The following is a 21,718-nucleotide window of genomic DNA, read 5'->3' as shown; positions in this document are numbered from 1 at the left end:
GCGCTCCGCGTGGCCGCTCCCGCCCACACGGAGCGGCCACGCGTCCGGTCACCTGTCAGACCGTCGCACGGGTCCACTCGGCGGGTGAGACCGACGGCGATCAGGTCGATCGGCGTTGGGCCCTGGACCGCCGGGCACATCGCCGGCGGCCAGAGTCCAACGGCGGCTACGCGAAGTAGTGGCCCTTGTCGAGGTCGTCGATGAGGCCGGGGCCGGTCGGCTGCCATCCCAGTAGCTCGCGGGTCAGCGCGCTCGAAACCGGGCTGTCGAGCCCGATGAAGCCGGCCAGCCAAGTGAAATGCTCGCCCGCGTCTTCGGGAGAGACGGAGACCACCGGTAGGTCGAGATGCCGGCCGATCACTTCGGCGATGGCCCGGATCGGCACTCCCTCGTCGGCGACCGCGTGCAGCACCGACCCCGCCGGGGCGTCCTCCAGCGCCAGGCGGAACAGGTGGGCGGCATCGAGCCGGTGGACGGTGGGCCAGCGGTGGGACCCGTCACCGATGTAGCCGGAGACGCCCTTCTCACGGGCGATTCCAACCAGGGCCGCCATGAAGCCGTAGTCCCCTTCGCCGTGCACGGTCGGGGGGAGACGCAGAACGGACGAGCGGACGCCGCGCGAAGCGAGGGAGAGCGTCAGCTGCGCCGTGCCGTACCGCGTCCGCGGACCGTCGCCCAGATGCGCCGCAGACCAGTCGGGATCACTCCCGTCCCGTTCGGTCGCCACCTGCCCCGGTGCGAGCCCGAGCAGCCCAGAGGCGAGGACGAAGGGCCGATCAGAACCCGCCAGCGCCTCGCCGATCGTCTCGACCGCACGGCGATCCGCGTCGGCGGCGCCCTGGAAGTCTCCCGAGAAGGCGATGTCGTGCTTGAAAGCGAGGTGGATCACGCCGTCCGACTCGGCGGCCGCGCTCCGCAGGACGTCGAGATCGTCGAGGGTGCCGCGACGCACCTCTGCCCCGGCCGCGGTGAGGGCGGCGGCCGACTTTTCGGAACGCGCCAGCCCGATGACCTGATGACCCGCACCGATGAGCTCGGGAACCACGGTGGAGCCGATCCAGCCGGACGCGCCGGTGACGAAAACGCGCATGAGAAGACCTCCAGGTACGTCCGCCGTTCTCCGCACAGGACTTGTGCGAGGACGGCACGATGTCAGTGGCTGTCATCAGCATAGGCGACCATGTCAGTGGCTGTCATCAGGCTACGATCAGAGCATGGGGCGATGGGAGCCGAACGCACGCGGCCGACTCGAGCAGGCGGCGCTGGAGCTCTACGGCGAGCGCGGGTTCGAACAGACCACGGTCGCGGAGATCGCCAAGCGAGCGGGGCTCACGGAGCGGACGTTCTTCCGGCACTTCGCCGACAAACGCGAGGTCCTGTTCGCGGCCTCCGGCCAGTTGGAGGACCTACTCGTACGCACCGTCATCGAGGCGCCCGATTCCACGGCACCGATCGACGCGGTGGCCGCGGCCCTGGAGGCCGGCGGCGCCGCGCTCTACCACGAACGCGCTCGGAAGCGTCACACCGTCATCGTCGCGAACGCGGAGCTACGAGAGCGCGAGCTGGTCAAACTGGCATCACTCGCCTCGGCGCTCGCCGAAGCGTTGCGCCGCCGCGGCGTCACCGATCTGGCCGCACAGCTGACCGCCGAGGCGGGAATCGCCGCCTTCAAGGTCGCATTCGAGCACTGGGTCAACGAACCCGACGAGAAAGACCTGCCGCAACTCATCCGAGAGTCATTCGACGAGCTCAAAGCCGTGACCGCAGGCAAATGATCACCGGCGTCGCAGACGCCCCTTCCTAATGACGATGCCCCCGACGGTCGATCACGCCGGGGGCATCGCTGCGCCTTGAGCTACTCAGCCGAGTCGCGGCCGACCTCGGCAACCTCCACGCACTCGTTCTGAGTGCCGCTCCAGGTGCTCTTACGCCAGTCGAGGGGTTGGGACATAGGCGACTACTCCTTGGCCATGTCGACGATCAGGGCCGCCGACTCCTCGGGGGTAAGGGCCGCATCGCTGATGCGGTCATAAGTCAGCCTAAGCCGCCGATTGCCTTCTGCACTTTCTATGTACTTCTCGCCAGAGATGTCCTCGACGTATGAGACAGCCGGATCAATCGCTTCGCGGAACTCCAAGTGCGCGAACGCGCCATCGAGACCGACGTGCGCACCCGCACTGAATGGCAGGACCCGGACGGTCACGTTCGATCGCTTGCTGCTCACCGCCTCGAGCTTTCGGAGCTGCTCACGCATGACGACCTCGCCGCCGACTTCATGCCGCAACGCCGCCTCGCCGATGATTGCGTGGAGCTCAGGTGCGTCCGGCCTGCTCAGCAGCGTCTGCCGCGCGATCCGAGCCTTGACGCGCTTCTCGACCTCGGTGGGATTGAGCTGGGGTATTCCGACTTCGATCAGGGCGCGAGAGTAGTCCTCGGTCTGCAGCAGGCCGGGAATGAGCAGCGGCTGCCACATGCGAATGATGGAGGCGGCGTCTTCCAGGCCGACATAGGAGCCGGTGAAGACGCCGAGGTCCTCCCACCAGCCGCGTTCGCCGGCGTCGCGGGCGAGCCGGATCAGGCTGTCTCGCTTGCCGTCGGGGAGGCCGTACAGGTCGAGGATGTGGGCGACCGTCTTCGGTGACGGGATGGCCCGGCCGTTCTCGAACCGGTTGAGCTTGCTGTACGACCAGCCGAGCTGCGCGGCGGCCTGCTCGACGCTCAGGCCGCTGTCCTCTCGGAGCGCCCTCAGCTCGGTCGCGAGTCGGCGAGCACGGACGGAGAGGCTGTGTCGGGGAGCCATGGCGAGAGTCTGCCTCGCCCGATGAGGTCACGTCAGGCGTTTGGCCACTTTCAGTGAATCTACTGCTACAGGTTGTGATCAATGATGACGTCACTTCACTATGACCACAGCAGGCAACTCATATCCCGGTCGGGGTTCTCCTGACCGCCCACCCCTGATCGGGGGCTGATCACATGACACCCGACCCGGCCGCCGCGGCGGACGTGGCCACGCCCGTCGGCCCGCTCGGGCGGCCCGACTGGCTCGCGCTCCATGTCCACGACGCCTCCGCGCCGATCGCCCGGCGGTTCGCCGAGGGGATCGCGATCGAGCACGATGCGGACCGCGACACGATCGGCCTGGTCACCAGTGAGCTGGTGACGAACGCCCTGCGCGCCGCTCGGAGGCTCGTCGACGACGGGCTGGTTCCGGCCTGGACGCACCTGGAACGGCCGGTACGGATCGGGGTCCTCGCGACCACGCGGTGGATGCGTCTTTCCATCACCGACCCCGACCCCCGGCCGATCGATCCGCAGGCGGTCCCGAACAACGGCTGGGGATTAGGGATCGTCGACGTGCTCTCGGCGGCGCGCTGGACGACGTACGACGCCGAGAGCAAGACCGTCCACGTCGTCGTCCCGGCCGCGGGGGCGGAGTTGACGGCGGCAGAGCTGAGCGCTCTGATGCGGTAGCGGGGAACGGTGACGGCGGCATCGGCGCCCGGCGGGTGGGCCGGACGCCGATACCGGTCAGGTCAGGCCGGTGACGTGGCGACCCGGCCGAGATGCCGGACCAGGAACTCGTCGTCGATCCCGAACCAGCGGATGGTGCGATGGTCGCCCGGGTTGGCGTGCAGCGTCTTTTCCTTCGAGGCGAAGGCGTCGAACAACGCGAGAGCGGATTGGCGGTCGACGTGCTCGTCGTCCCACGGGAGCAGGAACTGGACCGGAACGGTGATCCGTCTCGCCGCCTCGATCAGCGCCTCGTGCACGACGAACCCGCCGCCGAAGATCGCGGCGGTGATCCTGGGTTCGATCGCCGTCAGCGGTATCCCGATCGCGGTTCCCAACGTGATGCCGCCGCCGTAGCCGATCGGCGCCTCGGCGCCGATCTCCGGCAGTTGCTGGAGGGCGTCCAGGGTCGCCTGCCATTCCGGCACGGCACGCTCCGCCAGCGAGGCGCCGTAGCGGACGCTGACCGACGCGACGCGCTCGGTGTCGCCCGCCACCATCGCCTCCCGGAGGTCGGCGCGGGCCTGCTCGTCCTCTGCCGCGCGCGGGCGGTCGCCGTGTCCGGGCGCATCGATGGCGACCACGGTGAAACCCCGGGTGATCACGAGTTCGTGGGCGCGGGCCATGAGTCCCGGAGTCTTCTTGTGCAGGCCGCCACCGTGACCCATCAGCACCAGCGGGGCGTGATCGGAGCCGGATACGGGCGACCAGAGCACGCCGGGGATCTCACCCATGGTGAAGTCGCGTTCGAGGACGCCGTTCGACGACGTCTCAGCAGTGAAGTGTAGAGATCGCATAGCTGTTGCCTTTCGGGAGTGCCTTTGTTCGGGCGCTCCCGGCGACAGCTACGTCAATCGCCCGACCGTGATAGCGAGGGGGAGCACCCACATCGATACAGCGTTCATGGGTCTCACCTCCTCGCGCGGTGTCACGGCGTCGTGGACAGTATCAGCCCGAGCGTCATCGTGGCCACCCCACTTTCCCTGCCGCCCGCCGTTCCATCACGAGCCGAGGTAGCGGAGGATCGCCAGGACGCGGCGGCTGTAGCCGCCGTCACTGGGCAGGCGGAGCTTGTCGAAGATCGCGTTGATGTGCTTCTCGACCGCGCTCTGGGAGATGTACAGCTGGGCGGCGATCGACGCGTTGGTGTGGCCTTGGGCCATGTGGGAGAGCACGTCGCGTTCGCGGGCGGTGAGATGGCTCAGCGGGTCGACGTGCGTCGTACGGGCGAGGAGCTGCCGGACCACCTCGGGGTCGAACGCCGCGCCGCCCGCGCCCACCCGTTCCAGCGCGTCGAGGAACTCCTGCACCTGGGCGACCCGGTCCTTGAGCAGGTAACCGACGCCCTGGGTGTCGGAGGACAGCAGCTCGGTCGCGTAGCGCTTCTCGACGTACTGCGACAGCACGAGCACGCCGACGCCCGGGTGGCGCCGCCGGATCTCGAGCGCCGCCCGCAGCCCCTCGTCCGTGTGGGTCGGCGGCATCCGTACGTCCACGACGGTGACGTCCGGCGGGTCGGCATCGACCGCGGCGAGCAGGGCGTCCGCGTCGGCGGTCGCGGCGACGACCTCGTGTCCTTCCTCCGCCAGCAGCCGTACGAGGCCCTCGCGCAGCAGGGTGGAGTCCTCGGCCAGGATCACGCGCACGGCAGCACCGCCTCGACGACGGTCGGCCCGCCGGGCGGGCTGGTGACCGTGAACCGCCCGTCGAGCGCGGCGATCCGGCGGGCCAGGCCGGTCAGCCCGCTCCCGCCCGGGTCCGCGCCGCCCGTCCCGTCATCGGTGATCCGCACGATCACCATGGTGTCGGGCGCGGTGACCGCCACGTCGACCAGGGTGGCGCCGGCGTGCTTGGCGGCGTTCGTGACGGCCTCCCGTACGGTGAAGTACGCCGCCGTCTCGACCTGCGGCGCGGGCCGTACGGGCAGGTCACAGCGGAGCCGTACGGGCACGGGCGAGCGTTCGGCGACGGTGGCGAGGGCCTCGGCCAGGCCCAGTTCGTCCAGCGCGGCCGGGTAGACGCGCCACGCCACCTCGCGCAGCTCCTCCACGGCCCGCTGCGCCTCGTCGTGGGCCTGCCGGTACAGGTCGTCCGAGCCGTTCCGGCGGGCCCGGCCGAGGAGCATGGCCAGGGCGACCAGGCGCTGCTGGAGGCCGTCGTGCAGGTCGCGCTCGATGCGCCGGCGTTCGGCGTCGACGGCCTCGACGATGCCGGCGCGGCTGGTGGCGAGCTCGGCGATCCGGCGGCGCATGAGCTCCCGGTCGTCCGGGCCGAGGAGGCGGCGGCCGAGGCGGCGTTCCAGCGTGACGACCGCCGCCAGCCCGGCGAGGTCGAGGAAGAGCAGCACGACGCCGACGGTGGTGAGGTACGCGACGATCGGTACCGTCGGCGCCATGCCGTCGGGCCGTCCGCCGGAGAGCCAGTCCGCCACCGCGCCGGTCGCGGTGACCGCCCCGTACGCCAGCAGGAACAGCGCACCGCCGCCCAGCAGGCCCACGGGCCAGCGGACCGCGAGGTAGGCGAGTGCCCGCCGGTCGCCGTACTCACCGACGTCCTCCAGGCCGAGGCGACGGCGTTCCACCCCGGTCAGCCAGCGGGCCCCGGCGGTGACGAATCGCGGCGAGCGCAGCGGGAGCAGGGGCGCGGCGACGAGGACGAAGGCGAGGTCGGCCACTGCGGTGAGCGCGCCCAGCGCCGTACCGCCGAGGAGCCGGACGCCCGCCCGCGCCCACCGGATCCTCATGCCCGGTGCCGGGCCCGGGACCGCGTCGCCCGGGAGACGAGGACGTACGCGAGACCGGCCACCGCCACGATCACCACCGCCTTCGAGACCAGCCCGCCGTACTTCTCGACGAGCACCCAGTTGTCACCGAGCCAGTATCCGGCCAGGACGAAGGCGGTGTTCCAGATCAGGCTCCCGAGTGCGGTGAACACCGTGAACGTCACCACCGGCATCCGCTCGATCCCCGCCGGGACGGAGATCAGGCTCCGCAGCACCGGGACCATCCGAGCGAAGAACACGGCCTTGGCCCCGTGCCGCGCGAACCACGCCTCCGCCCGGTCGATCTCGTGCGCCTTCACGAGCGGGATCCGCCCGACGAGCGCGCGCGTACGCTCGCGGCCGAGCAGCGCGCCGGCGGCGTACACGACCAGCGAGCCGACGATCGAGCCGACCGTGGCCCAGAAGATCGTGGCGGCCAGGCCCATCCGCCCCTGCCCCGCCGTGAACCCGGCGAGGGGCAGGATCAACTCGCTTGGGACGAACGGGAACACCGTGTCGACCGCGTTGGCCAGCCCGGCCCCGGGCGCGCCGAGGGACTGCATGACGTCTGCGGCCCACCCGGCGATCCCACCCGCCGGCTCCGCCGCCGTACTCATTTCGATCATGTCTGTGACGCTAGGCAGCGCGGCCGCGCGGCGTAATGCGGGCGGCCGCCGAGACGGGTGCGGAAAACCGCAGGGTCTACCCGCCGAACCGCGCGATGAGCTCCCGGTACGCGGCGAAGGCCGGCTTCGGCTCGTAGTCGTCGGTGAGGAGGCCGAAGTGGTGGAAAATCCCCGAGGCGCCGCTGTCGGCGTCGCGCAGGGTGAAGTGCGTGTACGCGCCGATGCCGACCGTATCCCGGCACTCGGCGATCGCCCGGACCGTCGTCTCCAGGACCTCGGCCTGCCGCTCGGGCGACCGGTCCGGGCCGGTGGGCCAGCCGTTCTCGGTGATGTGCAGCGGGACCCCGGGGGCGATGCCGGCGGGCGTGAGGCGCTCGGCGCGGTGCATCCCGAGCAGGCCGGTGACGGCGTCGTGCAGCCGGTCCAGGGTTCCCGACCATGTTGGGCTCCTCGGTGACCTGCAGCGTCGCGGTCCGGTGGCCGTGACGGCGGACCAGGTCGCGGACGAAGCCGGTGTATCCGGCGACGTCCCCGCTGCGGGACTGGTACTGGGCGACCAGGTCCAGGACCAGCCCGTCTCCGGCGTACTGCTCGACGCGTTCCGGGCTCTGCGTCACCTCGCGAGTGTCGTCGGCGTCGACGAACGAAATGTATCCACGGACCAGGAACGGGCGGCCGCCGGGCCGCAGCCGGTCGAGGGCGGCCCGGATCCGTTCGGGGTCGTCCTTCGGGCCGGTGGCCAGGCCCCCAGTGTCGTCGCCCGTCGCTCCCCCGGGGTAGATCCCGAAGAGCAGGCCGTCGCTCATCGTCGTTCTCCTTCGTCGTCACGGTGCTCGGGCCAGGGCAGGGCCCCGGTGGCGATCTGCTCGGCGGTCGCCTCGACCCAGGCGAGCTCGCTGCGCGCCATGTGCAGCGCGTAGTCGGCCTCGATCACGAACAGGCGCGGCACCTCCCCCGACCGCAGCGCGTCGTCCAGGGCCCGTCCGTCGTCAGCGATGGCGGCCCGGAGCCGGTCGGCGCGCTCCCGCAGCGCGGCGCGGGCCCCGTCCGGGCCGAGCGCCCCGAGGTACGCCACGGCGGTGAGGAAGACGGGGAACTCCCGGCGCGGGTTGCGGATCTGCTCGTCGAGCCGCTCGACGAAGACGGCGCGTCCCGTGTCGGTCAGCGCGTACACCGTCCGGGCCGGTCGGTTCCCCTCCTGGACGCGCTCCCGGGGCGTGATCCAGCCCTCTCGCTCGAGGGCGGCCACCACGTCGTACAGCGATCCCCGGTTGATCCGGACGCTGGTGTCCTTGCCGCGTTCGCGGAGCACGGACGCCATCTCGTACGGATGCATGGGCCGCTCCATCAGCAGCCCCATCACCGCTAGCCCCAGCGGGTTGTCGGCACTCCGCGCCATAGTCGCCTCCTGATATCAGAAACCGACTATAGCCGAACCTGTGGATCTCCTCAGTCGGCACGGCGGTCCGCCTGACCTTCGCGTTCCGCGCGGACGACGGCCGCCGGATGACGCTCTCGGTCAACCCGTACACGAAGAACCCGAGCACGCAGCAGATCTTCGGCATCGCCTCCGCCACCTTCTGCCGCTGAGACCCGGCCCGCCGCACGCGGAGGCGGGCCGGGACGGTCGATCGTCTAGCGCAGGCCGTGGCGGTCCGCCCAGTCGGAGACGGCGGCCGCGATCTCCTCTGGGCGGTCCTCCGCCGCATGGTGGCCGGCCTGGCCGCAGTCGACGGTCTCCAGGGCGGCGATGTTCGCCTGGCACCAGGCGGCCATCTCCTCGCCGATGAGCAGCGTGGGCGAGCCCTCGAAGGTCATGAGGAGCTTCGGCACGTCCGGGCTCTTCGCCAGCCACGCGTCGTACGCCTCGATGCGGGCGACGAGCTCGGCGGGCTCGCCACCGAGCGGCATCTGGCGCGCCCAGGCGAGGATCGGTCGGCGGCTCTCCGGGGTCGGGTACGGGGCGAGGTAGGTCTGCAGGTCCTCGTCGGTCGCCGGAGTGAGCACGCCGCCGGTGAACGCCTGGTGGACGAAGACGTTCTGCTCGCGGATCATCTCCTCGCCGATCCCCGGCGTGCGGATGGCCTCGGAGCGCTTGCGCGCCTGCGGCGACAGCTCCTCCCAGGCCATCGGCTTGACGATGCTCTCGAAGAACGCGAGCCCGAGGACCCGGTCGGGGTGGCGGGCCGCCCAGTCGAGGGCGAGTGCCCCGCCCCAGTCGTGGCCCACCAGGACGACCCGCTCAAGGCCGAGGGCGTCGAACCAGGCGTCGAGGTAGCGGGCGTGGTCGGCGAAGTCGTAGGAGATGTCGGGCTTGCCGGAGCGGCCCATCCCGATGAGGTCGGGGGCGAGTAGGCGGCCCGCGCCGACGCCGGGCAGGACGTTCCGCCACACATGGGACGAGGCCGGGTTGCCATGGAGGAAGACGAAGGTCGTCCCCTCGCCGGAGTCTTCGTAGTGGAGGGTCGAGTCGAGAACGTTGATCTCTGGCATGTCAGGAGTCCTTTCGCGAGCGATCGAGGGGGGCGTCGAGGAGGGCCGTCAGGTCGCGGACGAACGCCGCGGTCCGCGCGTCGTCCTGCCCGCCGAGCGGGGCCAGGAGTTGGTCCAGCAGTTCCTGGACCAGGTCGAGGGCCGGCCGGACCGCCTCTTGCCCCTTCTCGGTGAGCGTGAGGCGGACCGTCCGGGTGTCGGCGAGGTCGCGGGCGCGCGCGATGAGGCCGTCGGCCTCCAGCGAGCGGGCGAGCTTCGAGACGTACAGCGGCTCCAGGCCCGTACGGTCGGCCAGCTCACGCTGGCTCGGCCGCAGCCCGGCCCGCTCCATCCCGAACAGCGACGACAGCATCACGTACTGGGCGTGTGTAAGTCCCAGCGGGGCGAGCGCACGGTCCACCGCGACCCGCCATTTGTTCGCCAGCCGCCAGACCAGGTAGCCCGGCGTCGGCCCCTCCGGTGCCTTAGCCATGCCAGTTACAGTACATGGCTATAGTAGCCATGTCTAGTATTTCTCGAGCACAGCCGGGCGTCCAGGAACCGTTCCTACAAGCTGAGCATGAGGTGGATGTGCTCAGCCGGACGCCCCGAACGGTTTTGGGCGTCCTGGTTCCCCGCTTTCGCTCCGCGTCCGGGCGGCACGGCTCCTGGTCGTGGTCCGGGGATGCGGGGGCGGGGTTCCTCACGCCCTGGGGCACCCGGTCCGGCCTGGACGGTCCGATGCCCCTGCTCATCGCTCTGGTGAGCAGGGGGCGGTGCCGTCCGTCGCCGGATCGGGTGTCCCAGGGCGCGTCGTCCGATCGCCACCGCCGCCGCCTGGTGGCGGGTGACTGGGCGTCGCGGTGTGGTCAGAGGGCGCTGCCAGTGCTGGGCACCCCATTTGGAGGTGTAGCCAGGGTCGACGGCGACGACGGTGATGCCGAGTTCAGCCGCCATCGCCGCCAGCCTGGCGCGTAGCCTGGCCACGGGCATTCCGGAGATCAACCTGCGGAACGCCTTGCGTCGCCCGTGTTTTTCGCGAGTCTTCTCGGTCTGGAAGTCGAGGTCTTCGATCGCCATGGCGAGGTCATGTCGTTTGGCCCAGTGCAGCAGGCGGATCAGGGCATGGCGGACCTGGGCGTCGCGGTGGGTGGTGGTGCCGGTTAGGTCGTAGTCGAAGCGGCGGGGTTCGCCAATGGGGTTGCCGTGAGTGTCGAGTTTCCAGGCGGCCAGGTGGTCGGCGTTGGTGTCCACACCGATCAGACCACCCGCCCGGACAGCGTCCAGCGGAACAGTCTTGACCGGAGAGATCGTCCAGGAGGCGGTCAGGTACCACCGTCCGCGCTGGACGTCCTCATGGATGCGGTAGGCCACGGCCCGGTTCGCTTCGATGCGGTCGCGCCATTGCTCGCCCCGGTGCGGGAACGACACCTTCGAGGTCAGGACGTACCGGCCGTGTGAAGTGTTGGCCAGATGCGCCAACGGCACCGGAAGCTTGATACTGACCTGACCGTCCGGGGCGACGCGGATCGTCTCGTTTCCATACCGTTTGCCCGACTCGCCATCAGCGACCAGGAACCGGCGCTCGGCCTGCCACCGCTCACGCCATTCGGCTGCGGTGAGCTGAGCGGCATCCAGGTTGTGCCGCGTGCGCAGCAGCCTTTTACCGCTGCGGACGATACGAACCCGCCCGGCCCGGTAATCGGCCCGCTCTTGTTCGAGCCGATCTCGGAGCAGGTGCAGGCGCCGGGTCTTAGCGAACCACTCCTGCGCGCTGCGGTAACCACCCAGGACCCTCTTCGAGCCCTTCTCACCGACCGGCAAGGACAGCCGATGCGTGATCGTGGCGATCCCGGCCTCGAGGCTGCGAATGTGAGCCAGTTGGTTGCGCCGGGCCAGCGCCCACTGGTCATGTGTGGCCTTGGTGATCGAACCGGCCCACCGCGAGGACGACTTCCCGGTTAACGCCCGTTTCCGCTCCGCCCACTGGCCGGTGTCATGATCCAGCCCCGCCGCGCACCGCACCTTCAGATCTGAGGAGGCCAGTGGGCCCAGGTGATCACCTACGAGCCGCAGCACTTTCTCATCCTGCAGCGTGAGGCCTTTGAGCCGGTCACGGATCGCGACCCCGGACGGCCCCAACGCAACGAACGGTGCATCGATGGAACGCAGGTCAGCCATGCCGGACCGCCTCCAACGCGGATGAAACACCGGCATACAACCCGAGACCGACCACCGTGTCCGGAACGGCATTGACGTCGATGGTCACCAGGATCGTGCACGGCCCGACGCGCTGAGCCGGGACCGACATAGCGCCCTGACGAAACCAAGGATAAGCGGTGTGGGGACTGATCCCCTGTCCCCGCGCCCACCCCGTCAAATTCACACCGCAACCATAGCGTCACTCACAGACACATCATGCATATTTCCGCACACTCAAATTCCTAGCAGTTCACCGCCTTTCGCGGTCGGCACGGAAATCGGCCAGCATCCCGGCCGGTTCGCCAAGCGGCTCTTCCGGGAGATCACCGACCGGCAGCGCGCCTGGCGGACCTCGGCCTAACGACCCACCTCGTGACTCCGCACGAGCCGTTTCGGAGCGGTCAGCCGCCACGCGTCGGTGAGGAGCTCGCGGAGGTGCTCACCGTCGATCCGCGCCACGTCGACGCCGATCCAGCCGTGCCGCCCGACGTACGCAGGGAAGGAGAAGATCTCCGGGTCCTCGGCGAGCAGCGCCGTCTGCTCGTCCTTCGTGGCCTTCACGCTCGCCGACGCGCCGTCCTCCGACAGCATCGCGAAGATCTTGTCGCGGACCCGGAAGGTCGCCCGGCCCCAGGTCTCCCGCTCCTCGGCCTCGGGCAGCACGAGTGCGAACCCGCGGAACTCCTCTGCGGACGACATCCGCTCCTCCTGTCTCGGTGGCCGCTGCGCCTCCCCAGAATCGCAGCCGGCACCGACATTCAGGCGCGGGAGGCGTGCCGGTGGTCGTCCTCGTCCTCCGGGCCCTTCGGGACCCGGCAGGCGTACTCCAGGAACAGCGCCGCGCCGATGAGCGCGAGACCGGCCAGGGCCGTGCCGCCGCTGACGAAGAAGTCACGCCGGGGCGACGGCTTGTCCAGCGACGAGGCCAGGAAGACGGCCATGCCGGCGAAGCCGCCGGCCAGCACGGCCGCCGCGTGGGAGCTCGCCTTCGCGAGGGCGGCCAGCCGCGCGGCGACCAGCGGCTCGATCGGCTTCGTGCCGGGTTTGTGCTGGATCCGGGCGCGGGTGAAGAAGGCGGTGTACAGCTCGCCCAGGGCGAGCAGCAGCAGCGACGGCACCATCGTCCAGGGCAGCAGCGGCAGTGAGGTGTACCAGAAGCGCACCACCGCCCACACCACGACGGCGACGCCGATCAGTACGGCGGCCAGGACCGCGATCCGTGTCGGCTTCACGCGGGCGGCTGTAGAGAGAGGTCGTCGCGGCGCCGGAGCTCCTGACCCGCGACCGAGGGCAGGAGATCCGCGATCCGGCCGCGCCCCGGCAGCGAGGCGTCCGGATCGATGTCGCACCAGGGCACCAGCACGAACGCCCGCTCGTGGGCGCGCGGGTGCGGCAGGGTCAGCTCCGGCGCGTCCGACGTCACGTCATTCACGGTGACGATGTCGATGTCGAGCGTCCGCGGCCCCCAGCGGACCTCGCGGATACGGTCCATCGACTCCTCGATGTTCAGCACGCGTTCGAGGAGCGACTGCGGCGCGACACTGCTGTCGGCCACGATCACCACGTTGAGGAAGTCGTCCTGCTCGGGACCCCCGACCGGCTTGGTCTCGTAGACCGGGGAGATCGCCACGAAGTCGAGGCCGGGCGCGTCGAACAGCGCGTCGATCCCCTCCTGCAGGTTGTCGAGACGGTCGCCGAGGTTGCTGCCCAGCGACAGCACGGTCCGGCTCTTCTGCTCGGAAGTCGTCATGAGCGGCTCCGGTGGATCGTCACGGCCACGTCGGTGAACGGGTGCGGCACGGGGGCGTTCGGCTTGTGCACGGTGATCTCCACACTCTCCACCTGTGCCACGTCGAGGCAGCGGGCCGCCAGGCGCTCGGCCAGTGTCTCGATCAGGTTGACGGGTTCGCCTTCGACCACGGACACCAGCCGGTCGGCCAGCGCGCCGTAGTCGACGGTACGCAATAGATCATCTCCGGCGGCGGCGGGGCGGATGTCAAGACCCAGACTGACGTCGATGACGAACTCCTGGCCGAGCTCCCGCTCGGCGGGCAGCACGCCGTGCCGACCCCATGCCCGCAACCCCCGCAGCACGATCCGGTCTGTTCTCACTGCCGCGCTCGCCTTCTCACTCGGCCACTTCTTCTTCCCTGCCCAGCACGGGTGAGCCATGGTGGAGCCACAGCCGCCAGCCGGTCTCCGTACGTACGAACACGTTGGTGGTCACGACGCTTCCCCCGGACGTGAGCCCGATCTCGGTCTCCTCCGCGGCGGTGATGATGTTCTCCGCGCAGCTGACGACGGCCTGGTCACCGGAGATCCTGATCTGGGTGTCGGTGAGCACGAACTGGATGTACGGGGTGTTGGCCATGATCAGCGCCCAGGAGCGGAGGACGGCACCGCGGCCGCGGATCAGCGGCCAGCCCGGATGCACGCACACCACCTCGTCGGCGTACGTGCCGTCGGCCCAGACCGCCCCCATCCGATCGAGGTCGGCCGATTCGAAGGCGGCGTAGAACTCGGCGTGCGCCACCTCCACATCCCGTACGTCCAGCTCGGTCACCGGGCGGCTCCCCATGCCGCCGCGACGCGTACGGCGTCGGCGTTGGGGCGGACGTCGTGCACGCGTACGCACCAGGCCCCCGCGCGGGCGGCCAGCGCGGTGATCGCCACGGTCGCGTCGTCGGACTCGGCGAACGGGCGTGGCGTGCCGTCGGGGGCGGCGAGCAGCCGGCCGAGGAACCGTTTGCGGGACGCGGCCACGAGAACGGGGTGGCCCAGGGCCAGCAGGGCGTCGAGGTGGGCCAGGAGGGTCCAGTTGTGGTTGTCCTCGGGCCGCTTGGCGAAGCCGAGGCCGGGATCGACGATCAGCAGCGACGGGTCGACGCCCTCGTCGATGACCGCTTCGATGCGGGCCCGCAGCTCGTCGCGCACCTCCCGCACCACGTCGGCGTACACCGCGCGCTTGTCCATGTCGTGGCTGTGCCCGCGCCAGTGCATCACCACGTACGGGACGGCGGCCTTGGCCACCACCCGGGGCATGGCGGGGTCGGCGAGCCCGCCGCTCACGTCGTTGACCAGCCGGGCCCCGGCGGCGATGGCGGCCTCGGCGACCTCCGCCCGCATCGTGTCGACGCTGACCGGCACGCCCTCGGCGGAGAGGGTCTCGATCACCGGGATCACGCGGCGTAGCTCCTCGCGCAGCGAGACCCGCTGCGCGCCGGGCCGGGTCGACTCGCCCCCGACGTCGACGACGTCGGCGCCCTCGGCGACGAGGTCGAGGCCCCGCCGGATCGCGGCGTCGTGGTCGAACCAGGCGCCACCGTCGGAAAAAGAGTCGGGCGTGACATTGATGACGCCCATGACGAGGCAGCGCCCGGGGTCGGGCAGGCCGGCGACGCTCATGGTCATGGACTCAGCCTATGGGCTCGCCGCGCGGCGCGGACTGCCGGGTCAGGTGCGCTTCGAGGGACGCTTGAGGCCGGGGATGCGCACGCGCGGCCAGACGATGAACGCCTCCGCCTCCAGGGCGGCCAGGGCGATACGAGGTGCGTCGCCCAGGCTCGAGTAGACGAAGAACCTCGGCTGCCAGACCGGCTGGAACTTCGCGTTGAACTTGTACAGCGACTCGATCTGGAACCAGCGCGACAGGAAGATCAGCAGGCCGCGCCAGGCCTTGAGAACGGGACCGGCGCCGATCCGCTCGCCGCGGGCCAGCGCCGCGCGGAAGACCGCGAAGTTCAGCGAGATCCGCTTGACGCCCAGGTCGGGCGCCGCCTTGATCGCCTCGACGATGAGGTAGTCGTTGAGACCGGGCTGGGCGGCGCGGTCCCGGCGCATCAGGTCGAGGGACAGCCCGTCGGTGCCCCAGGGGACGAAGTGCAGGATCGCGTGCAGTTCGCCGTCCTTGGTGGCGGTGGCGATCACGCACTCCTCGTCGCCGGGCTCGCCCACGCGGCCCAGCGCCATCGAGAACCCGCGCTCGGTGTCGGTGCCACGCCACGCGTCGGCCTGGTCCCACAGCGCCCTGAGCTCGTCAGGCGCGTAGTCCTTCTCGCGGCGGACCTCGGCGGTGTACCCCTGGCGGGCCACCCGGTTGACCATCTGACGGACGTTGCGCATCGTCCGGCCCTCGAGGGAGAAGTCCGCGACGTCGACGATCGCCTCGTCGCCGAGTTCGAGCGCCGACAGGCCCGTGTCGCGGCACCAGATCTCCGCGCCCAGCTCGCTGCAGCCCATCACCGCGGGCACCCACGCGTGCCGGGCCGCCTCCTCCAGGAACGCCTCGATGGCGCCGGGCCACGCCTCCGGGTCGCCGATCGGGTCGCCCCCGGCCAGCATCACGCCGGACACCACGCGGTAGGTGACGCACGCCTTCCCGGTCGGGGACCAGATGACGCTCTTGTCCCGCCGGAGGGAGAAGTAGCCGAGCGAGTCACGGGCGCCCTGGCGTACGAGCAGGTCCCGGATCCGCTCGTCGTCCCCGCCGGACAGCGACGGCGCGGGCTCGGCCGGCCGCAGGAACAGGTAGCCCGTCGTCCCGGCGGTGAACAGGCCGAGGCTGCCCAGCATCAGGCTGAACAGGTCGTTCCTGCCGTCGGAGACGAACGTCACCGGCCCGGACGCGCCGAACAGGCCGCCGACCACATGCCGCAGGCGCTCGGCGAAGGAGTAGTCGCGGACGAGCCCGTGGTGGTTCAGCGCGATGAACAGCAGGCCGAGCCCGACGCTGGCCGCGGCGAGGAACGACCCGACCCACAGGGCCCGCCACCGGGTCCGCGGATCGCCGGTGGCGTAGAACTCGTCGCGGAAGTAGATCAGCGCCCCGAACATCGCGGCGGCGACGATGGCCGACAGCGCGAAGTCCTTGACGACGTGGGAGACGATCGTGAAGGCGAGCAGGGCGGCGACCGCCCGCCACGCCCGGCGCTTCCGGCGGCGCAGGCCGTGGGACAGCAGGAGCAGGAGCAGCCCGGCGACCAGCGTGGCCGTACGGGCCGCGTTGTTCAGGGAGCCTGGGACGTACTCGTCGAGCCGCACCATCCGGCGGTGCCACTCGGGCAGCAGAGCGCCGATGACGTCGTGCAGGCCGATCAGCAACGACATCCATCCGGCGGTGGCCGGAACCCAGCGCCGCCGGCTACGACCGTCCGGCGTCCCGGCGCGTTCGTCCGGCTCGGCACGGCGCGATGCGTCGCGCTTCGTCTCCTCCATCAACGACCCCACAGCGTCGTCAACCGGGTCTCCCCGGCGTGCCGGCAACACCGACATCGGCTCCTAGAGACCTTTGACGATCGGTCAGCGCCAAGAGTTCGCGGGCGACCTGATGGGTCAGTAAGCCGTCACTGCGCGGACAGATGTCAGCGGCCCAGGATGAGGCTCATCGCCTCGGCGCGGGTGCTGGGCGAGTCGCGGAAGTCGCCGCGCACCGCCGAGGTCACCGTCTTCGCGCCCGGCTTGCGGACCCCGCGCATGGTCATGCACAGGTGCTCGGCCTCGATGACGACGATCACGCCGCGCGGCTTCAGGACCTCCATGAGCGCGTCGGCGATCTGCGACGTCATGCGCTCCTGCACCTGGGGGCGCCGGGCGTACACGTCGACGAGCCGGGCGAGCTTGGACAGCCCGGTGATCTGCCCGCGTTCGTTCGGCGTGTAGCCGACGTGCGCGACGCCGTGGAACGGCACGAGGTGGTGCTCGCAGGTGCTGTACACCTCGATGTCCTTGACGAGCACCATCTCGTCGTGGTCCGCGTCGAACACCGTGGTGAGGACGTCCTCGGGCCGCTGCCGCAGCCCGGCGAACTGCTCGGCGTACGCGCGGGCGACCCGCGCCGGGGTGTCGAGCAACCCGTCGCGGTCGGGGTCCTCCCCGACCGCGATCAGGATCTCACGGACCGCCTTCTCGACCCGCGCGTGGTCGATCGGCGGTCCGTGAGGTACGAACTCCTCGCTCACGCCTTGCCTTCGGAATCGCTGTCCTGCGGCTCGCCGAGCGCCGGGCGGGACGCGCCGCTGCCGTTGCCCCGGGTGAGGTCCTGGACGTCCTTCGGACCGAGCAGCGCGAGCTCCTTCGGCGTCAGCACCGGCGGGCGGTCCGACGGGAGCCGCTTGCCGTAGCCGCTGTACGACGGGTTCGCCGGCCGCTTCTGAATCGGCGCGAAGATCTCCAGCACCTGGTTCTTGGAGAGGGTCTCCTTGTCCATGAGCTCGAGCACCAGGTTGTCGAGCACGTCGCGGTACTCGACGAGAACCTCCCACGCGATGTCGTGCGCCGACTCGATCAGGCGGCGGACCTCGTCGTCGATCGCCGAGGCGATCTCCTCGGAGTAGTCACGGCTGTGCGACATCTCCCGGCCCAGGAACGGCTCGGCGTTGTTGTCGCCGAACTTCCGGGCGCCGAGGCGCTCGGACATGCCGTACTCGGTGACCATCTTGCGGGCGATCGAGGTCGCCTTCTCGATGTCGTTGGCCGCGCCGGTCGTCGGCTCGTGGAACACCAGCTCCTCCGCCGTACGGCCGCCGAGCAGCATGGCGAGCTGGTCGAGCATCTCCGAACGGCTGGCGAGGAACTTGTCCTCCATCGGCAGCGTCATCGTGTAGCCCAGCGCCTGGCCACGCGACAAGATCGTGATCTTGTGCACGGGGTCGGCGTTCGGCAGCGCGTGCGCCACGAGCGCGTGACCGCCCTCGTGGTAGGCGATCGTCTTCTTCTCGGTGTCGGACATGACCCGGCTCTTGCGCTCCGGCCCCGCCATGACCCGGTCGATCGACTCCTCAAGGGTGTTCATGTCGATCTGCTTGCGGTCCTGCCGCGCCGTCAGCAGCGCCGCCTCGTTGATCACGTTGGCGAGGTCGGCACCGGTGAAGCCCGGCGTCCGGCGCGCGATCGTGTCCAGCTCGACGTCCGGCGCGAACGGCTTGCCACGGCCGTGCACCCGCAGGATGCCCTTCCGGCCCTCAAGATCAGGCCGGTCGATGACGATCTGGCGGTCGAAGCGGCCCGGACGCAGCAGCGCCGGGTCGAGGATGTCCGGCCGGTTCGTCGCGGCGATCAGGATGACGCCGCCCTTGACGTCGAAGCCGTCCATCTCGACGAGCAGCTGGTTCAGCGTCTGCTCGCGCTCGTCGTGGCCGCCGCCGAGGCCCGCGCCACGGTGCCGGCCGACCGCGTCGATCTCGTCGACGAAGATGATCGACGGGGCGTTCGCCTTGGCCTGCTCGAACAGGTCACGGACTCGCGAGGCGCCGACACCGACGAACATCTCGACGAAGTCCGAACCGGAGATCGAGTAGAACGGCACGCCCGCCTCGCCCGCGACCGCGCGGGCCAGCAGCGTCTTACCGGTACCGGGCGAGCCGTATAGCAGCACGCCCTTGGGAATCTTCGCCCCGATCGCCTGGAACTTGGCCGGGTTCTGCAGGAACTCCTTGATCTCCTGCAGCTCCTCGATCGCCTCGTCCGCTCCGGCGACGTCCGCGAAGGTCGTCTTGGGGGTGTCCTTGGTGACCAGCTTGGCCCGCGACTTGCCGAAGTTCATCACCCGCGAGCCGCCGCCCTGCATCTGGTTCATGATGAACAAGAAGATCAGCACGACGACCACGATCGGCAGGAAGCTGAACAGCAGGCTCAAAAAGACGTTCTGCTTCGGCACCGAGGTGTTGTAGCTCTTCAGCTGGCCGGCATCGGCCTTGCCCTGCAGCAGCTTGGCCAGGTCGTTGCCCTGGCCGCTGACCCACGAGGCCTGCAGCTGCTTGCCGTTCTTGAGCTTGACCTCGATCCGCTGATCCTTGTCGATGATCTGGGCGGAGGTCACCTCGTTGTTCTGGATGGCCTGTACGACCCTCGAGGTGTCGGCCTTCTCGTATGAGCCACCGGGATTGATCCCGTACATGACGAGGAGCACCAGCGCCCCGAAGGCCAGAATCCATAGCAACGGCCCGCGAAAGTAGCGCTTCAGATCCATTTATGCGGTGCCCCGCGATGGGGCCCGTCCCTCCTGACCAGCGTCTTCAAGACCTCGCCGCGTAAGGCGTCGAGGCGGCCTTCCCGAGTGTGGCTCCCCGCCTTGCAGCCGGGATACCGAAGGTACACCGGTCTCACGGAAGACCGCAGCACGACGACCGGTGCCCTACTTCGCAACGTGCAACGTACTAAGCTAACCCTCTTGTTCCCCACTTCCACCGTAGACGTGTGGCGCAAGTGTGCCCACGAAGGGAAGGTTGCGATACCTCTCGGCGTAATCGAGGCCGTAACCGATCACGAACTCGTTGGGGATGTCGAATCCGACGTACTTCACGTCGACCTCGATCTTGGCAGCGTCCGGCTTGCGCAGCAGCGCGCACACCGCCAGGGAGGCCGGGCCGCGCGACTCGAGGTTGCTCATCAGCCAGTGGAGGGTGAGCCCGGAGTCGATGATGTCCTCGACGATCAGGACGTGCCGGTCCATGATGTCCGCGTCCAGGTCCTTGAGGATGCGCACCACGCCGGAGGACTGCGTGCCGGAGCCGTACGAGGAGACGGCCATCCAGTCCATGGAGATCGGCGCGTGCAGCGCGCGGGCCAGGTCCGCCATGACCATGACCGCGCCCTTCAGTACTCCGACGAGCAGGATCTCCCGGCCCGCGTAGTCGGCGTCGATCTGGGCGGCGAGCTCCCGGATCTTCCGCTGGAGCTCCTCCTCTGGAATGAGCACCTTCTCCAGATCTGCTCGCATGTCCGTTTCGTCCACCGCAGAGCCTTTCGCGATCATGCGGCCACCGGCCGCGTCACTCCCTGCCCGCCCGAACAGTCCGGGTCGCCTGGCTTGTTTCGGACGGCCCGAAGAGCAGCTTTTCATACCTGCGCCACGCCCGGACGTGGCCGGGTAGGTCCACGTGAGACTGCCCCCGCCACGCCGTGACGAGGGCGTCCACCGCGTCGACGTGAACGGCCGCCAGGGTGCCCGGCGGGCTGCCCGCGGCGATCGCCGCACGCCGCAGAACACGGGACCGCACCGCACGCGGCAACCCGGCCAGCACATCGACCCGCAACGCACTCGGCCCGTCCCCGGGTGGCCCGGCCGACGCGTCGGGACGCGGCGAGCTCCGGCCGCCCCCGGCCAGCGGGCCCGTCGCCGACGACTCCCCAGGCGGCGAGCCCGTACCAGGTGACCCCGCCGAAGGCCGGTCCGTCGCGGACGAGTCCGTTGCGGAGACGGGCTGGTCGGCCGGTACGGCGGTCTCCCGGAGTGCACGCTCGGCCCAGGCGTCGAGGGCGTCGGCGTCGTCACGCAGCATCCGCGCCGTACGGGCCAGCGCGGCCGCCACCCCCGGCCCGAGCTGCTTCTCCAGCTCCGGCAGCAGGTCCCGGCGGATCCGCGCTCGGGCGAAGGCCGGGTCGCCGTTGTGCGGGTCGTCCCACGGCGTCAGGCCCATCGCCAGACAGGCCCGGCGGACCAGGTCGCGGTCGAGGTCGAGCAGCGGACGCCGGTAGCGGCCCGCCGCCTTCGCCATCCCGGCGAGGGAGCGCGCGCCCGAGCCGCGCGCCAGGCCGAGCAGCACGGTCTCGGCCTGGTCGTCCAGCGTGTGCCCGAGCAGCACGGCGGTGGCGCGGTGGCGCACGGCTGCGTCGGCGAGCGCGGCGTACCGCGCCTCGCGGGCGGCCGCCTCAGGGCCGCCGGACTCCCCGACGACGACGCGGACGGCCTCGACCGGGTCGAGGCCAAGCCCCGCCATCGTCCGTACGACGTCGGCGGCACGCTCGGCCGAGCCCTCCTGCAGGCCGTGGTCGACGGTGATCCCGCCGGCTCGATGGCCGGATCTGGCCGCCTCGAAGGCCAGCGCTCCGGCCAGCGCGAGCGAGTCGGCGCCGCCACTGCACGCGACGAGCACCAGATCGCCCGGCTCGATCTCGCGGAGCGTGCCGCGAACCGCCAGGCGTACCGCCGCGACCGCCGGATCAGGTCCCACGCCCCCATTCTCCAGCGCGGCGGCCGGCGGATGGGCGACCCCCGCCGAATACGGCCCTACCGGAGCCCGGCGACGGCCGTCTCCACGCCGACGCGCGTCACGGACCGGCCCCTCTCTTTCTCCGGCGTCCCGCCTCCGTAGAAAATTCTCGGCTCAGTGGACGGCGCAGAACGCGGGCCGCCTCCGCCCGGCCTCCC

Annotated in this window: 25 protein-coding genes; 2 read left to right on the top strand and 23 right to left on the bottom strand. The window is 70.3% G+C overall.

The window, feature by feature from the left end; translation table 11 throughout:
- Window positions 1-166: 166 nt before the first annotated feature.
- Window positions 167-1,090: an SDR family oxidoreductase gene (locus ABEA24_RS02640; RefSeq protein ID WP_345428963.1), complete on the bottom strand. Its 924-nt coding sequence runs from the start codon at window positions 1,088-1,090 to the stop codon at window positions 167-169.
- A gap of 124 nt (window positions 1,091-1,214) precedes the next feature.
- Here ABEA24_RS02640 and ABEA24_RS02635 point away from each other — a divergent pair, with 124 nt between their 5' ends.
- Entirely contained in the window at window positions 1,215-1,775 is a 561-nt protein-coding gene (locus ABEA24_RS02635) for a TetR family transcriptional regulator (protein WP_345428961.1), read from the top strand.
- An 80-nt stretch (window positions 1,776-1,855) separates the two neighbouring features.
- Here the strand turns inward: ABEA24_RS02635 and ABEA24_RS02630 are convergent, their stop codons facing one another.
- The gene (locus tag ABEA24_RS02630; RefSeq protein ID WP_345428959.1) at window positions 1,856-1,951 is read right to left on the bottom strand and encodes a DUF397 domain-containing protein; all 96 of its coding nucleotides are present in this window, start codon (window positions 1,949-1,951) and stop codon (window positions 1,856-1,858) included.
- A 6-nt stretch (window positions 1,952-1,957) separates the two neighbouring features.
- Window positions 1,958-2,800 carry a helix-turn-helix domain-containing protein gene (locus ABEA24_RS02625; protein ID WP_345428957.1) on the bottom strand — a complete coding sequence of 281 codons (843 nt, stop codon included), beginning with the start codon at window positions 2,798-2,800 and terminating at the stop codon, window positions 1,958-1,960.
- A 173-nt stretch (window positions 2,801-2,973) separates the two neighbouring features.
- Between ABEA24_RS02625 and ABEA24_RS02620 the strand changes: the two genes are divergently transcribed.
- Entirely contained in the window at window positions 2,974-3,471 is a 498-nt protein-coding gene (locus tag ABEA24_RS02620; RefSeq protein WP_345428955.1) for an ATP-binding protein, read from the top strand.
- A 62-nt stretch (window positions 3,472-3,533) separates the two neighbouring features.
- Here ABEA24_RS02620 and ABEA24_RS02615 read toward each other — a convergent pair whose 3' ends face one another.
- The 20 genes from ABEA24_RS02615 to tilS all read right to left on the bottom strand — a co-directional run bounded on the left by ABEA24_RS02615 (window position 3,534) and on the right by tilS (window position 21,521).
- Window positions 3,534-4,307, bottom strand: a complete 774-nt coding sequence (locus ABEA24_RS02615) for a dienelactone hydrolase family protein (protein WP_345428953.1) — start codon at window positions 4,305-4,307, stop codon at window positions 3,534-3,536.
- 204 nt (window positions 4,308-4,511) lie between these two features.
- Window positions 4,512-5,156, bottom strand: coding sequence for a response regulator transcription factor (locus tag ABEA24_RS02610; RefSeq protein ID WP_345428951.1), 645 nt, complete (start codon window positions 5,154-5,156; stop codon window positions 4,512-4,514).
- The gene (locus ABEA24_RS02605; RefSeq protein WP_345428949.1) at window positions 5,147-6,253 is read right to left on the bottom strand and encodes a sensor histidine kinase; all 1,107 of its coding nucleotides are present in this window, start codon (window positions 6,251-6,253) and stop codon (window positions 5,147-5,149) included. The genes ABEA24_RS02610 and ABEA24_RS02605 overlap by 10 nt, the downstream gene beginning before the upstream one ends.
- Window positions 6,250-6,897 (bottom strand): DedA family protein, encoded by a 648-nt coding sequence (locus ABEA24_RS02600; RefSeq protein WP_345428947.1) that lies wholly within the window; start codon window positions 6,895-6,897, stop codon window positions 6,250-6,252. Before ABEA24_RS02600 ends, ABEA24_RS02605 begins: the two co-directional genes overlap by 4 nt.
- Window positions 6,898-6,973: 76 nt before the next feature.
- Window positions 6,974-7,285, bottom strand: coding sequence for a glycoside hydrolase family protein (locus ABEA24_RS02595; RefSeq protein ID WP_345428945.1), 312 nt, complete (start codon window positions 7,283-7,285; stop codon window positions 6,974-6,976).
- Window positions 7,286-7,699: 414 nt separating this feature from the next.
- A complete protein-coding gene (locus tag ABEA24_RS02590; RefSeq protein ID WP_345428943.1) occupies window positions 7,700-8,296 on the bottom strand; it encodes a PadR family transcriptional regulator in 597 nt (198 codons plus the stop codon).
- 236 nt (window positions 8,297-8,532) lie between these two features.
- Window positions 8,533-9,390, bottom strand: coding sequence for a haloalkane dehalogenase (locus ABEA24_RS02585; RefSeq protein ID WP_345428941.1), 858 nt, complete (start codon window positions 9,388-9,390; stop codon window positions 8,533-8,535).
- A 1-nt stretch (window position 9,391) separates the two neighbouring features.
- A complete protein-coding gene (locus ABEA24_RS02580; protein ID WP_345428939.1) occupies window positions 9,392-9,862 on the bottom strand; it encodes a MarR family winged helix-turn-helix transcriptional regulator in 471 nt (156 codons plus the stop codon).
- 74 nt (window positions 9,863-9,936) lie between these two features.
- Entirely contained in the window at window positions 9,937-11,550 is a 1,614-nt protein-coding gene (locus ABEA24_RS02575) for an IS200/IS605 family accessory protein TnpB-related protein (protein ID WP_345428937.1), read from the bottom strand.
- A gap of 378 nt (window positions 11,551-11,928) precedes the next feature.
- A complete protein-coding gene (locus tag ABEA24_RS02570; protein ID WP_345428935.1) occupies window positions 11,929-12,270 on the bottom strand; it encodes an MmcQ/YjbR family DNA-binding protein in 342 nt (113 codons plus the stop codon).
- A 59-nt stretch (window positions 12,271-12,329) separates the two neighbouring features.
- A complete protein-coding gene (locus ABEA24_RS02565) occupies window positions 12,330-12,803 on the bottom strand; it encodes a DUF3180 domain-containing protein (protein ID WP_345428933.1) in 474 nt (157 codons plus the stop codon).
- The gene (gene folK, locus ABEA24_RS02560) at window positions 12,800-13,321 is read right to left on the bottom strand and encodes a 2-amino-4-hydroxy-6-hydroxymethyldihydropteridine diphosphokinase (protein ID WP_345428931.1); all 522 of its coding nucleotides are present in this window, start codon (window positions 13,319-13,321) and stop codon (window positions 12,800-12,802) included. Before folK ends, ABEA24_RS02565 begins: the two co-directional genes overlap by 4 nt.
- Window positions 13,318-13,683, bottom strand: coding sequence for a dihydroneopterin aldolase (folB, locus tag ABEA24_RS02555; protein WP_345428929.1), 366 nt, complete (start codon window positions 13,681-13,683; stop codon window positions 13,318-13,320). The genes folK and folB overlap by 4 nt, the downstream gene beginning before the upstream one ends.
- A gap of 16 nt (window positions 13,684-13,699) precedes the next feature.
- A complete protein-coding gene (locus tag ABEA24_RS02550) occupies window positions 13,700-14,134 on the bottom strand; it encodes a nuclear transport factor 2 family protein (RefSeq protein WP_425551129.1) in 435 nt (144 codons plus the stop codon).
- A complete protein-coding gene (folP, locus tag ABEA24_RS02545) occupies window positions 14,131-14,982 on the bottom strand; it encodes a dihydropteroate synthase (protein ID WP_486303918.1) in 852 nt (283 codons plus the stop codon). Before folP ends, ABEA24_RS02550 begins: the two co-directional genes overlap by 4 nt.
- A 42-nt stretch (window positions 14,983-15,024) precedes the next feature.
- Window positions 15,025-16,785 (bottom strand): GNAT family N-acetyltransferase, encoded by a 1,761-nt coding sequence (locus tag ABEA24_RS02540; RefSeq protein WP_345428924.1) that lies wholly within the window; start codon window positions 16,783-16,785, stop codon window positions 15,025-15,027.
- A gap of 146 nt (window positions 16,786-16,931) precedes the next feature.
- Complete coding sequence (gene folE / locus ABEA24_RS02535) at window positions 16,932-17,528, bottom strand: GTP cyclohydrolase I FolE (protein ID WP_345428922.1); 597 nt, start codon at window positions 17,526-17,528, stop codon at window positions 16,932-16,934.
- A complete protein-coding gene (ftsH, locus tag ABEA24_RS02530) occupies window positions 17,525-19,537 on the bottom strand; it encodes an ATP-dependent zinc metalloprotease FtsH (protein ID WP_345428920.1) in 2,013 nt (670 codons plus the stop codon). Before ftsH ends, folE begins: the two co-directional genes overlap by 4 nt.
- A 192-nt stretch (window positions 19,538-19,729) precedes the next feature.
- Entirely contained in the window at window positions 19,730-20,302 is a 573-nt protein-coding gene (hpt, locus tag ABEA24_RS02525; protein WP_345428917.1) for a hypoxanthine phosphoribosyltransferase, read from the bottom strand.
- A 37-nt stretch (window positions 20,303-20,339) separates the two neighbouring features.
- Window positions 20,340-21,521: a tRNA lysidine(34) synthetase TilS gene (gene tilS, locus ABEA24_RS02520; RefSeq protein WP_345428915.1), complete on the bottom strand. Its 1,182-nt coding sequence runs from the start codon at window positions 21,519-21,521 to the stop codon at window positions 20,340-20,342.
- Window positions 21,522-21,718 lie beyond the last annotated feature (197 nt).

It is taken from the genome of Actinoallomurus vinaceus (genome assembly GCF_039542055.1).
GTDB classification, from domain to species: domain Bacteria; phylum Actinomycetota; class Actinomycetes; order Streptosporangiales; family Streptosporangiaceae; genus Actinoallomurus; species Actinoallomurus vinaceus.
Note: the sequence above shows the minus strand (reverse complement) of the source record. Positions and strands in the feature narration are given on the sequence as shown.